A 13,563-nucleotide genomic window follows, 5' to 3' on the forward strand; every position below is an offset into this window, starting at 1 on the left:
GGCATCGACCGGTTGAATCCGCCGTTCGTTAAGGACATTCGAGTGTCCATTTCAATGTGATGACCACCGGCAGTAGTTGGCCGAAGCTTGCCCGACGCAGTCGGCCCGAGGCAAGCCTTGCGCCTGGTGTTGTCCTGCCTGGATCAAGCGCGCCGCAGCCGCAGTTTAACCACACAATCTTTCTACTTTCGACCCTGTCGTTGAGAACGATCTCCGATCGGAGAAAGAGGCTGTTTCTTTCGGGAACGGTGCATATCACGTTACCTATCTCGAGGTCGCGCGGCGCAAATATCTTCCGATCAACCGCGATGTCGCATTCTCCGCCGAGACTGCGCGCGTAGTCGATGAGTTGCCCCTGTGGCGTTCCTGCCGGAAAGCGCATCGTGAGAGCCTTCGAGACCTTCGCGATGAATTCTTCGCTGTCGCCATGGAAGTTGGTCTGGTCTGGTCCGGAAAGCGTTTTTGATGCAATGGCTTCCTGGTGATTGATAACGCATCCGCTGAAGCAAAGCAAAGTTATCGAGACAGGCACAATGAGCTTCCCCTGCCGTCGGAGTTCTCTGAACACAGCGAGACCTTTTATCGAATTGAATTCGTTTGTGAAGGGGGCAAAGCGTTCATGTGGATTCAGTGGTGCCTGAGGAAGGGCAACAAGTGCGCCGGAGTATAGCGCTATCCCGAGCATTGTCGGACTCGCCGCGTATGCCGTCAAAGTCTGTCGTTTGCCTTCGGCGAATCGGGAGGCAGGTTTCGGGCGGAAACGGACTGCGAGCTGGCCAGATTTCCGAGATGCGTAGAGGCCGGACTGGGTCATACTTGCCGTTTCCTTCAAATATCACCGTGACCGGTCCTCTGATCCTGACGGGTGCCAGCTGTCCCGGCTGCGCGAACGCCGTCGTCCTCCCGTTGGGCCGTTACCGCGCGACAACAGCAGGCCTGGAAGTACAGAACGACACCAGTCCTACGCATACGTGAAAACCGCGCCAGCATGCACCTCAAATCGGGCCTGGGTACGACGTCTGTACTTTGCCCAAGTACGACACTACTACTTTGCTCCTACATGAAAAATGTTGATAATTTAATTTATGTAAAATTTAGGACTGCGAATCGATATTAATTTTTCTCGATCTGACGAACATCGTCCTAATCTGAAGATATCCGATTTGGACTCAGGAAGGAAAATGCTCATGGGTGCGATACAGGATTGGCCAGTCGCCATCTTTGACTCCGCCGCATACATCCTGGTAGGCCAGGTAGCTCAGATGGAATTGTCTGCCGTCCCACAGCCATCGCGCATCCATCCCGCAGTCTCCCTTACCGCGAAAGTAATTCCGTATTGCGAGGTAGCCCCGTCGATTTGTGATCGCGAGTTGAGGGTTGGTATAAATCTTGATATCAGACCACTGAGGGCCAAATCCAAGCACTTTCGTCAGAGGCAAAATCAGTTGCTCCGATGAGTTCCCGTTCCGTGACGCAACGAAGAGCAGGGACCAGCCATTTTCCCATGTTTCGTCGCTTTGCCGGTAAACGCCCTGCGCGCACTGAAACGAAACCAGAACTTTTTCAGCGTTTAGGTCATCCACGTACGGCTCCTGAATTGGCTTGCATCCAGAGTCGGCCAGCACTTTTGCCTGACTAGTACGCACAATTTCACCGATCTGCCGAGCCTGTGGCTCTTTAATGGATCTAGGTACGACAACTGCCATCACATCTGGAATCGACACGCGTGGATAGCCAGGGCCCACTGGTAGCGGGCCTGGCCGGATGTATGCGGTTGGTCCGCCCACCCGGCCTTGGCGCTCGTCCATGCGAAGCAACGCGGCGACCATACCTTCCAACGGTATCGCCGGACTGCTGGATGTCCCGAAAGTAAGCGTCGAACCATTTCGCAGTCTAGCGATCAGTGCCCGGACTCCCGACTCTGATGCTACGAGAAACGACGTGATCGTGCCGCCGCCCTCGCCTCTTTCGCCAAAAGAGTTCACGGTTCCGATGCTGCTCAAACCTAGGGGCTGGTCATCGACTCTCAGGTCTTGAAACTTGAAGAGACCAACCGACACGGCCGATATCTCGACACGCCCCATGTCTTCCGCACTAGCTGATCGACTGATTTCGATTTGTGCCCTCTGGTCGGTTGTGAAACCCTTCGCATCACAGTTCAACTCGTTATCGCATGCGACCAGCCAGTTCTTGTAGCGGTCGTAGGAGGGGGCGACGCTATTGTCTGCCCGCACGAACGTCGCCGTCATGGAAAGCGCGGCACAAAGCACGACACGGACAACAGAATATTTGCTGGACATCGAGAAACTCTGTGAGTTGAATGGAAGTGTGTTCAGGCGAAATGGATTGGATTCGCTGCGGTCTATGTTTGTCTTATAGAGGAAACGATTTATTGCGCTCTGCGGTGACGTGATTCGGATTCCCATTCATTTCTCTCCCTGATCCGCCGGCGACAAATTATTAGCGCGACGCCGATACTCCCACATCGCACCACCCGCGATCAGCAGCAAAACACCCGCACCGATCAGCGTCACACGCTTGTGATGAGCGCGCAGGAAGCGCAAAACAGTGTGCTTCGTCTGCGTCAGGCGGAAATACTTCGCGGCGAGGAAATCCGGCGTGGCGCAGCGTGTGCCAAACGGGCCGCCGCCAAAATCCACATACGCGCCCCGCCCCACATACTGCTGATAGAAGTGCCGGGCGCGCGCCGTATCGTCGTTGAGGATCCACGCCGCTCCCTGACACAACACCGCCGCATAGGCCTGCGAGCGCGGCGGCAACAGGTCGGCGGCGTGCTGCACTTCATCGGCAGCGATGCCACGGTAGTGGTAACGCATGTACGGTTTGCTCTCGCTGGCCGCGTAGCGCACCTTCTCGCCATCGGTCACGAACGGGCCGCGCAACGCTGCTTGCGCGCGCGCCGCTGGATTGTCAGCGGGCTGTGGCAGATTGGCGTCCGGATCCGCGTCGGCGCCGAAAGCGTCAGTCCTGTCGCGGCCCGATCCGCCCTCGGACGAACCACCGACATCGGCATAATCGGGGTCCTGCTCGTAGCCCATCAACTCCATGCCGTTCTGCTTTGCAATCGTTGCGGCCTCGAACCACGCCTGCGCACGGGTGGTTCTGGACCAGCCGTGCTGCGCTGTGCGCAGCAGCGTGCCATAGCGTTGCGCCAGAGCGCGCAACTCACTCGGATGCACCTGCGGCTGGCCTTTGGCATCGTAGGTGACGCTCTGGTAACGCGGATCGCCATCCTGCGGGAAATACGGCAGCGCCTCATCGATACGGCCATCGCGCACGAGCCGGCGCGCGAGCAGATAGCGCAGCGTGTCGCCGGTTGTGACAGGCGCAGGCTGCGCGTTAGGGTCAGCGCCCGGCGCGGGCGGTTTCGATGTGCTCGCATGGGTATCGACGAAGGTTTTGAGTTCGTCGGTCGTCAGCACGCGCTCCGCGACATAGGCCATGTCGCCTGCGTAGTTGATGTCATAGGCGAGCGTAGCTTCGGCCTTCTGTGACGCGCTGTAAAACAGTCCCAGTGCCTCAACATATTGACCCCGCGCGAGCGTCAGCACGCCCCGCTCGCCTTCGATGAGCGACGCGCCCGCCGGCTCGACGCTCGTGTCGTTGGCGGGGAACGCCTGCGCCGCCGCCGCATAGGCCCGCAGCGCCCCGTCCGTATCGCCGTGACGCAAGGCCAGCTTCGCATGCACCCAGTTCGCGAGCGCGCTGTTCTGGCCGGTGAGCAGCTTTGAAGCCAGATCGTAGCGGCCGATGCGATACGCGAGCGCCGCGAGCTGATCCGTCCGGCCGATGTGTGTGAGTCCACGCGCGCGGATCGCCTCGACGAGCGCCGCGAGTTGCGGATTGGCTGTCGTCTTGCGACCGCCACGCGCGGCGTCGTTGTAACCCGAGGGCCCAACCGTGGTGTCCCAGCCGCCGCGGTATTCATTCGCACTCGCCGGGTCGCCGCTCTCGATGTCGCCGACGCGCGCCAGTGCGAAACTCACCAGCAGATGTTGTGCGACAGGATCGTCAATCAGCGCGCCAGCGCGTTGCGCATCGGCAAGCGCCCAGTCCGCGATGAACGTCAGCGACTCGACGCCGATGTTCGAGCCGCGCGCCGCCTGCTGCGCATAGAGCCCGATCGCGTGCTTTAGTCCGGCGGTGGGAATCGCCGTTGCGCACGGCGTCGCATTGACGAAGCTCAGCCAGTTGCAGGCATCGCCATTCTTCGCGTTGCGCAGGTCGAGCAGCGCTTCGTCGCCGTAGCTGTTGACGGCAATGCCCAGCGGATCCGGCACCCCTCGCAAGGCAAACGCACGTACCCGCGTGAACGCATCATGGGCAGCGCGCAGGGACGTCGCGCACGATGCCCCTACTCCGCATTGCAGTGCCTGTGTGCTCGCCAGCTGCGCCAGCTCGTCGGCCGCGATCAAGCCGACCTGCGCGCTCTGTGCCGGCGGCAGCGCCAGCACAGCGTCAAGGCGCGCGGCCGCGCGCCGGGTCGCCAGGGCGGGATCCGGGCAAGCGATTTTCGTCGCCGGCGTGGCATCGTCAGTCGCCGCGGGTGCCGTCGACGAGGCAGCCGATGCTGCGCTCGCCGCATCGGCAACGCACGCCTGGTCCGCCAACTTCAGATCGACCCGCGCAGCTGCTTCGAGCCGTTGCGCCTCCGGCACGCTCGCGCCCAGCGCGTAAGCCGCGTCGCCGTCGGCGGCATCCGCCATCCGCCTGAGCAACGCAATCTGCTGCACTGACAAGCCCTGCTCCAGCACCTTCGTCGTATCGATCACTCCGTTGTGACCGCCGTCTGTTCCTGGCGCGGGCAGCTTCAGTGCATTGTCGGGCGTCACGAGATGCGCGGCTTCGTAAGCGAAGGAATTCGACGGTGTGCCGAACAAGGTGGCCGTGCGGTTGTCCAGCAACTGCATCGGGAAAAACTGCCCGCACGCATAGACCAACGCGCCGCCGGCAACAAGCAGTGTGACGGCGCCGACTGCAAGCGCCGGCGTCTTAAGGTTCGACATGAAAGGTGACCTCGCTGGAAGGAACTGTGCCGCATTGCAGCCAGCCGATGTTGAGTTGATTACCCGCGCGCAGCAGGCCGGGTTGGGCGCGTCGCAGCAGCATGCCCTGCGCGTCGTAATCGAGCGCATAGCCGTTGATGCCGTCGCCCACCGTGCAGGCGCGTGCGAGGCGCACAACGCGCGGTAGCAGCAGATCGGCGTTGCCGCGCGCGACGAGCGACACGTCGTAGAGCCCGGCCTGCGTGGACGAATGCGCAATGACGTCGAGCCGCCCGGACAGCGAATCGCGCGCAAGCACCGCGCGCCACGTCGTAAGACTCCACGCACGTGTATCCGCATCGGTCGGCAACCGGAACCAGACGATGCCCGCGAGCCCACGCGGACGTTGGCTATCGAGATGTGCGACGAACGCCCGCACGACATCGGGCGAGGCGACAAGCTCATGCGCGACGCCGCCCGGATAGAGCGTGGGACGCTCACTTTCAATCGCGACGATGCGGCCATCGACGCCCCACGTTACGCGGGAACCATAAGCAGGCAGCGCCACGCGCCACGGCCGCGAGGTGCGCTGGGCGACCGCTGCGGCCCAGCGATACGCGCGCCCGGGATCGAACAGACCTTCAACGGGATTCATGACGGCGTGGAGTTGAAGTACGGCCTCATCGCTCGAGGCAAGCAGGACGTCCAGATCGGCGCTCTGGAGCCAGGTCGGCAGCGCAGTGATCGTCAGAGGGATCGCGCCATTCGTGCTGATTACTCTGCGCAACGTTTGCAGGAAACGCGCGTAATCGGCGAGGCGCGAGGTCGCGCAGTCGTAGTCGATCTCGACGCTGGCAACCGTTACGCCGTGCGCGCGCCACGCTGCGAGACGCTCGGCGATATCGGCGGCCAGCGCCGCGCCATCCCAGCGCTCGACGTGCCCATTTATGCGAAATACCGCTGTTACAGGGACGCTCAAGGCGGAGAGCACCCGCCAGTCCGGCGACACGCTCGACCACGTCTCACCCCCAGGGACGCCGTCGTATTCGGCAGCCAGGACGTGCCAGCCTTGTACAAGGCCCGTCGATTCCCGTAATGCATCGACGACAGCGGGCGTCCACTTGCGCTGCCAGAGATAGGCGTCGTTCGACAACCGCGCATGCACTTGCGGTTCCGACGCGTGCAACAGCGTAACGACGAGCCACGCAGCGAGCGTGCACGCAAGCAGTCCCACACCGACGCACGTGCGTCGCGACAGGATTCGCAGTGACTTCATCGCGTGCGGGGGGCAGGCCACGCGACGAGAGCAGCAAGCTGGATCATGGCGAGATCATTTGTTGTGAAGTAACGCGGTGAGAAGTGCCGGCGAGTCGATGGTCGTAGCGGCCCGGCTTGCCGCTGCGGAACCCTTCGGGATTGAGCGACCCGTCGCGCAGCCTGCTGATTTGCCATCGTGAATGTGCCTTCGTCACAGTCCTCGCGTAGCGATCGCTACACCGACAACCAGCCACTGTACGACGGCAATCACCACACTCCCTCGCAGCAGCCTGACCGTACCCCGCACCCGCATGTCCAGCGGGCGGCCTACCTTTGCGGCATTCGTCCAGCCAAGCGTGATCAACGCCTCGTCCAGCTCCGCCAACGACTCGTCGATCACAACGCCCTGCAGCTGTGCTGGGTCGGTCAGCACCGAGAACAGCCGCCGGTCAATGGCGATCCGCATGGCGTACCACAGGGCCGAGACTCCAGACACCGTACTGATGCTCACCAGCAGCGCGCACACCAGCGGCACCGCCTCCCAGCTCGCCGCAATCCAGCATCCCGAAGCCGCTGCGCAAAGCGCCACTGCGCTCACCCAGCACCCGGCGTCGAGTGCGCCACGTGCGGCGGCAATCAGGAACGGAAGGGACGGATCGCGGATCACGCTGCCCCCCTCGCCGCCCGGCGATCGATCCACGCCTGTAATACCGCAACGCTCCCCTCCGACCACACCGCGCACGGCTGTACGGCCCGCACAGCGGCGAACGCGTCGCGGGCATCTCGCAGGTCGCGTCGCATTGCCAGCCACGCCGCCGCGCACAATACACTGCGCCCGTAGCCGAGCGCGCAGCAGATGAGCAGGTCGTGGCCTGCCTCATGCAACTCTTCGAGCGCGGCAACCGCCTGCTGCAACTGCGAATACGACGGCACGACGAGATCAAGTTGCGGCGCGGACACATATGCGACTGACGCTTCGTCCTTCATCCATCGCGGCATCTCGGCGGTCAGATCGACGAGGCCGGTAAAGCCGTACCGCCGCAGACCACGTGAGGTCGGGGTACGGCCAATCGACACCTGTGCGTCGATCCGTACGGGCTGCGGCCGCCGAAACGTCCACACACGTGAATTGACGAATGCGCCCACGATCGTTGGTGCGAACAGCAGCAGCATGAACGGCGGGAAATGCCCCCGCGCATCCTTCTGGAACGCAGCCGGCACGCCACGCCAGTAGATCGATGCGACACATCCGAGCCCAAGCGCGCCCCAACCTGCGACGAGCGCCCAGCCGACCGAACCCGGCACGCAGGCGAGTGCGAGGCATGCGACAGCGAGTGCGGCAAGCGCATAGCGTCGCGCGAGCACACGGCTTTCTGCCGTTGACGCCCCATTGAGACCCGGTGACCGGCCACCGGCGTCGCGCAGCGGAAACAGGAACAGAGCGAGACAGCCGACCGCGGCACCGGTCGGCACATCGATTGCATGATGCTGCCAGGTTGTGAGCACCGATACGCCGATCGCCGTGAACCACAGATGCAGCACGACGCGCGCCGCCGGGTTGCGCAGATGCTTCGCGTAGACGGCCCACAGCACGACGAGCAGCCCGATGTGCAGGGACGGGGCCTGGTTATACGGCTTGTCGAAACCCATCAGCATTGTGAACAGCGCGCCCGCGACGCCACCCGCATCGGGTCGCTCAAAACCGAAACGCAGCGGCCACGCGATGAAACACACGACCGAGACCAACTGAACGGTCAGCAGACGCTTTACGTGATCGAGCAGATCGTCGCGTCGTACCCAGAAAAAGAACGACAGCGCGTACAGCAGATCGATCGACCAGTACGGCACGATTGTCCAGGGTACGAACGGAATCGCGTGCTCCCAGCCGAACGCGAACGTGGGCACCGAGGCACGTCGCGAAGCCAGCCAGTTCGCGAAGCCATAGGTCAAGAAGAACACCGCGCCCATCACTGCGAGCCAGCCGAACCGCAGCATGAGCGATGCTTCGCGCGCGCCGTCTGCGGCGTCACCGACGAAGCCACGCGCACTGCCACCGAGTTCGCTCATGCCGGGCTCACCCGCTGCGCAAGGCTGACCGTAAAAATGCCCATCGCGTCGATTCGCTGGTCAAGCTTACGGAAGCCCGCGCGCGCGACCAGCTCATCCATTTCGGCCTGCGAGCGGCGGCGCATCACCCAGCTTGCATCCCCGCGATGGTTGTTCAGCGCGCGGGCGATGAATTCGAGCTGCGGATGCCACGGCTGGCCGGTGTAGACGAGATAGCCACCGACTGGCACCGCCTGCGCAAGTCCGCGCAGCGAACGCTTGATCAGCGCGTTCTCGCCGAAGAGCTCGTAGAGGCCGGACACGATCGCAAGCGTCGGCCGGGGATCCAGTGCGGCGAGCGACGCCTCGTCGAATGCGTCGCCACGCTCGAAGCGCGCGATTGGCTCAAGGCCGCGCTGGGAAATCAGCGTCCTTCCCGCCTCGATGTTCGGCGGGCTGTAGTCGCGCAGCACGATGTCGTCCGGCGCAGCGCCATTGCGCGCAGTCGCCGACGCAATCGCGTCGAGCACATAGCGGCCATGCCCAGCCGCGATGTCGACGATCCTCACCGCGACGCCGTCGCGTTGCAACCGGCTAATAGCCACGCCAATCAGCTGCTCGAGGTGAATCTTGCGCTGACGGATGCCGACCCAACCCGGCGAATCAAGATAGGCGCGATCGATCAGTTTCCCGATCCCCAACCTTCCCTGCGGATTGTTGCGGTACACATAGTCGAGCGTCGAACCCGAATCGAAGCCGAGCTTCAGTCCGAGCGCGACACCGTCCGACAGCCAGCCGCCGGCCTTCAGCGAGGCCCGCGTCGCCGCCCAGTACGCTCGCGCGAACAGGTTCGCGGGTGGCCGCTTCAGCGCCGCGTACTCATCGTGGAAAGGGCCTCTCAGGTCGGCATCGGCGAGCGACACGCACGGGCCGGGCGCCTCGAATTCGCGCAGCACGAACGCCCGCAGCGGTACCAGCGCCTGTGCCCGGTCGCGCTCGCCGAGTGTGTCGTGGTAGAAACCCGGCAGCACGATGCGCTCCTTGCGCCCCGAACCGAGCTGCCCAAAGAAGCGATCCTGCGGGCCGCGATGGACGACCCAGTCGGCGCCCGAGATCAGCAGTTGCGTCGGCACGGTGATCGCAGCCGCATCGGCGACGATGCGTTTCGCAGTGTCATTCAGGTCGAGCAGCATGTTGACTGCGATGGGCCGCGTGATCAGCGGATCGGCGGCGTAGCTCGCGATCCGTTCGGGGTCGTGCGTGAGGAATTTCGGCTTCACGTAGCTGTTCACGTAGAACAGGCCGCGCAGCCTGTGCATCAGCCGCAGGCCAGGCCGCGCGAACGGCACGTACAGCTTGATGTGAAACGCCGGCGACGCAAGGCAGAGGCAGCGGATCGGCGGTGCGTAGTCGTGCGCCCACGTGGCCGCGAGCACCGCGCCTACGCTCTGGCCGACCACGGCCATATCCCCGATTGCGATGCCGTAAACGTCCCGAATATGCTCCACAAACGTCTGCAGATCCCGCACTGACGTGGCCACACCCGGGCTGTAGCCGCGCGCACCGGGCGAGTGGCCGTGGCCACGCGCGTCCCACGCGAAGAATGCGAAGTCAGGCAGATCGAGCTCGTCGACGAGATGCGCAACGCGTCCCGAATGCTCGTGGCCGCGATGCAGCAGCACAATCGCGCCGCGGCAGGTATCGTTCGTCGCGGGCCAGTGACGGTAGAACAGCTTTTCGCCATCGTGAGTGGTGAACTCCGCCTCGTGGGCAACACGTACGCTCATGCTCGCTCTCTCATTCCGTTGTTCGAATCAATCTCGCCTCGGTGATCATCCACCGGCTTCAGCGATTCCCGCCTGTGCACGTCGCACGGCCGTCAGGAGCGACAACACGATCAACAGACGCCACACCCACACCGCGATGACACCGACAGGCAAACCCACGCCGAGCCACAGGGCAAACGCACCGAGCGCGAGTGCCCGGTCGCTCTTGCCAAACGGGCCATCGTAGCGCCGGCTCGCGCCGGCGAGCGGGCCAATCAGCCCGGCGCATTCGACAACGATCGCGACCAGCGCGAACAGCCAGATATCGGGCGGCGGAAAACCAGGGGCGACGAGGAATGGCAGTACGAGCGCAACGTCAGACACAATGTCGCCGAGTTCATTCAGGTAGGCACCGGTCGTACTTTTCTGTCCGTGCTCCCGCGCGAGCATCCCGTCGATCGCATTGAGCGCCATCCGCAAGAATAACCAAATCGGAATTAGCAGGAAAAACCCACGTGCGATAAACCCCAGGCTCGCGAGTGCGCCGACGGCGAGTGATCCAGCGGCGGCAAACAACGTGACCTGGTTCGCGGTGACACCGCGCTCGGCGAGTGACCTTGTCAGCGGACGCAGCAGATTCTGGAATTTGGGTTTGAGTGTGTAGAGGCTCATTTCGTCTCGCACGTGCGAAATAACAGGTCTCGTCTGGCGATATCAGTCTTCTGGATTTATTCAATGGCCGTACGAAAGAAGCTACTATTATCGGCAATGCCATAGACGTCAACATCCTGGCAATACAAGATAAAGGACGTGTTTTCTGTCAAGATGCATTTTTATTGAGATGTGTTAAATATCGTCAAATTCACTGCGCTCGCGCAGAAAAGAATCGCCCGCAAAACAATCGGCTATTTCAGGCTACCGGTGTCGCGAAAATTGAATGCTGCGCGAACATGGGTCATCTCCACCCTGATTCACTTCATATGCGACGGGCCGCCTCGGCCCGCCTGTCAAACTACCACGCCTACCCATGAAACTCTGGCATGTCTGGCAACGCGACTCCCTGCTGATGATCGCGCGGGTCGTCGCTGGCGCCTATCCCGTCTGGCATCAGGCGTCGCCTTGTGCATTGCAGAAAATCTACTTCTCGAATCATACGAGCCATGTTGATACGCTCGCGATTCTCGCCGCGCTGCCGCGCGACGTGCGCGCCGTCGTGCGGCCAGTTGCCGCGCGAGACTATTGGGATAGCAGCACCCTCAAGCGGCATATAGCGCAGAAGCTGCTGAACGTCGTGCTGATCGACCGTCATCGCGAATCGGGTGGCGATCCGCTCGATCCCGTGCGCGAAGCGCTCACGCAGGGCCATTCGATCATTATCTTTCCGGAAGGCACGCGCGGTGCCGACGCGCTGCCGCAGCCGTTCAGGAGCGGTCTGTTCCATCTCGCGACCGAATTCCCGACGGTCCCGCTTGCCCCCGTCTATCTCGAAAATTTGCAGCGAATCATGCCAAAAGGCGCGATCTGGCCCGTGCCACTGATCTGCAAGGTGCACTTCGGCGCGAACGAAGCGCGCGGCGAAGAGGAAGACAAGGCATCCTTCCTCGCCCGCATGCGCGATGCGATCGTTGCGCTCGCTCCGGACCGTCAGGCCGGTTGAGTGCCGCACCCTTCCTTCTCATTCGAATCTCGATCATGCGAACACTTTTCTGGGAACTGGTCGCGGGCGTCACAGGCCTGCTAACTGTTGCGACCGTTATCGGCGCGCTCCTCGGCGCACGCAGTGGCGGCACAAATACGACCATAGTCAACCTGAACCAGCGTATCCGGGCATGGTGGGCAATGATCGCGGTGATGGCGATTGCGATTGGCCTGGGCAATACCGTGACGTACTTCGTGTTCGCACTGCTGTCTTACCTGACGCTGCGCGAATTCATCACGCTAACGCCCACAACGGCGAGCGACCACACTACCCTCTTCATTGCGTTCTTCGTCGCGATTCCCGTTCAGTACCTGCTTCTCGCGATCAACTGGTACGGCATGTACTCGATCTTCGTGCCGGTGCACTTGTTCTTCGCGATGTCGCTCGTGTCGGCGCTCACGCAGGACACCAGCGAATTCCTGAGCCGCAACGCGAAGATCAACTGGGCGCTGATGGTGTGTGTCTACGGACTGAGCTACGCGCCCGCCGTGCTGATCCTCGACATCCCCCATTACGCAGGCCGTAACGCGCTGCTGCTGTTCTATTTCCTGCTCGTCGTACAGATTAGCGACGTGCTCCAGTACGTGGTGGGAAAACTGTTCGGACGACGCAAGATCGCACCACGCCTGTCGCCTTCGAAGACAGTCGAAGGCTTCGTCGGCGGCGGCCTGCTCGCGACGCTGTGCGGCGCGGCGCTCTATCGCGTCACACCATTCACTTTTGGAGCAGCGTTCGGCATCTCCCTCGTGATCGTGATCGCGGGCTTCGTCGGCGGGCTCGTGCTGTCGGCCGTCAAACGCTCGCTGGGTACAAAGGACTGGGGCTCGATGATCGCCGGGCACGGCGGGATGCTTGACCGGGTCGATTCGATCTGCTTTGCCGCGCCGGTGTTCTTTCATCTTGTGCGATATCTGTACGTTTGATACCCAACGCATTGCACGCGCGCGCGACGGGGCGCAAGGCCTGGCATAACCCTTCGCGCTCGCCTCGAGTGAGGGCGCGCCATAGAGGCTGTACTGCGTGATAGCGGACGTGGCGTTCATCTCGCACTTGGCGCTTCCGGCGAACATGCGGCATCGACGTTCCGTAGTCGCGTGGCGCCTTCATCGCCTGTGAACGAGGCGCGCACCGCAGTCCGTAGCCGGTCGCAGGTTATATCCGGACCAACAGCCACCGCGGCGCGCTTTGAGCCGTATTCGTAGAGCAATTCGAACGCATAGGCCAACTGCCTGTTATCTTAATAGTGAGGTTAGAAATCGCATTGTCGGGTAAAACTTGAGCCTGACCGGAGGGCTGGCGACAGACCCGCACCGTTTTGCGGCGCGCCACATTTTGCGGCACGATATGCGTGTCATCGGGTCACAGTATCCCGCTTCAACTGCCCTTTCACTTTACATGACTGCCCGTTTCGAACTTGTTGCCCTCGCGCCGGCTGGCTGCGCGCCCGAGTCGCTTCCGCCGTCCGTGACGGCGCTGATCGGAGCCTGCTGGCCGGGTATGAGCCGCGCGCAGCTGGTCGATCGCGCGCGTCGTCTCTCCTTGCGAATCTCGTTGCGGCCGCGCCCGGATTTCGGCCCGGGCGGCGTGCGGCTGTATTCGCTCGTAATGGCTTGTGAGACACGCGCCGAGCTCATCGCCCACGTACGACGCCTTATACGTCGCCGCTGCGTTCGTCGCGCGAAGGCTTCCCTGCCGCCGCCGAAGGACCTACGGCAACAGGGGCTGTTCCTGTGAGGCGGAGTAGAGTCAGGTCGCGGCGTGGGAGCGGAATAAAAACGGGAGGCTGCCG

At 62.5% G+C, this 13,563-nt stretch carries 10 protein-coding genes; 2 read left to right on the forward strand and 8 right to left on the reverse strand.

Annotation, left to right across the window (positions count from 1 at the left end):
* Positions 1-28: 28 nt before the first annotated feature.
* The 8 genes from U5A65_RS38800 to U5A65_RS38835 all read right to left on the reverse strand — a co-directional run bounded on the left by U5A65_RS38800 (position 29) and on the right by U5A65_RS38835 (position 10,747).
* Positions 29-814 (reverse strand): hypothetical protein, encoded by a 786-nt coding sequence (locus tag U5A65_RS38800; protein WP_321949525.1) that lies wholly within the window; start codon positions 812-814, stop codon positions 29-31.
* 355 nt (positions 815-1,169) lie between these two features.
* Positions 1,170-2,426, reverse strand: a complete 1,257-nt coding sequence (locus U5A65_RS38805; RefSeq protein ID WP_321949526.1) for a DUF1176 domain-containing protein — start codon at positions 2,424-2,426, stop codon at positions 1,170-1,172.
* Positions 2,427-5,027: a hypothetical protein gene (locus tag U5A65_RS38810; protein WP_321949527.1), complete on the reverse strand. Its 2,601-nt coding sequence runs from the start codon at positions 5,025-5,027 to the stop codon at positions 2,427-2,429.
* Complete coding sequence (locus tag U5A65_RS38815; RefSeq protein WP_321949528.1) at positions 5,014-6,240, reverse strand: DUF3142 domain-containing protein; 1,227 nt, start codon at positions 6,238-6,240, stop codon at positions 5,014-5,016. The genes U5A65_RS38810 and U5A65_RS38815 overlap by 14 nt, the downstream gene beginning before the upstream one ends.
* A 234-nt stretch (positions 6,241-6,474) precedes the next feature.
* Positions 6,475-6,927 (reverse strand): hypothetical protein, encoded by a 453-nt coding sequence (locus tag U5A65_RS38820; protein WP_321949555.1) that lies wholly within the window; start codon positions 6,925-6,927, stop codon positions 6,475-6,477.
* The gene (locus U5A65_RS38825; RefSeq protein ID WP_321949529.1) at positions 6,927-8,330 is read right to left on the reverse strand and encodes a phosphatase PAP2/dual specificity phosphatase family protein; all 1,404 of its coding nucleotides are present in this window, start codon (positions 8,328-8,330) and stop codon (positions 6,927-6,929) included. The genes U5A65_RS38820 and U5A65_RS38825 overlap by 1 nt, the downstream gene beginning before the upstream one ends.
* Complete coding sequence (locus U5A65_RS38830) at positions 8,327-10,096, reverse strand: bifunctional alpha/beta hydrolase/class I SAM-dependent methyltransferase (protein ID WP_321949530.1); 1,770 nt, start codon at positions 10,094-10,096, stop codon at positions 8,327-8,329. The genes U5A65_RS38825 and U5A65_RS38830 overlap by 4 nt, the downstream gene beginning before the upstream one ends.
* Positions 10,097-10,141: 45 nt before the next feature.
* Positions 10,142-10,747, reverse strand: coding sequence for a CDP-alcohol phosphatidyltransferase family protein (locus tag U5A65_RS38835; RefSeq protein WP_321949531.1), 606 nt, complete (start codon positions 10,745-10,747; stop codon positions 10,142-10,144).
* Between the two features lie 355 nt (positions 10,748-11,102).
* Here U5A65_RS38835 and U5A65_RS38840 point away from each other — a divergent pair, with 355 nt between their 5' ends.
* A complete protein-coding gene (locus U5A65_RS38840; RefSeq protein WP_321949532.1) occupies positions 11,103-11,732 on the forward strand; it encodes a lysophospholipid acyltransferase family protein in 630 nt (209 codons plus the stop codon).
* Positions 11,733-11,767: 35 nt separating this feature from the next.
* A complete protein-coding gene (locus tag U5A65_RS38845; RefSeq protein WP_321949533.1) occupies positions 11,768-12,697 on the forward strand; it encodes a phosphatidate cytidylyltransferase in 930 nt (309 codons plus the stop codon).
* Positions 12,698-13,563: the final 866 nt, after the last annotated feature.

Source organism: Paraburkholderia sp. J10-1 (assembly GCF_905220165.1).
Taxonomy (GTDB): domain Bacteria; phylum Pseudomonadota; class Gammaproteobacteria; order Burkholderiales; family Burkholderiaceae; genus Paraburkholderia.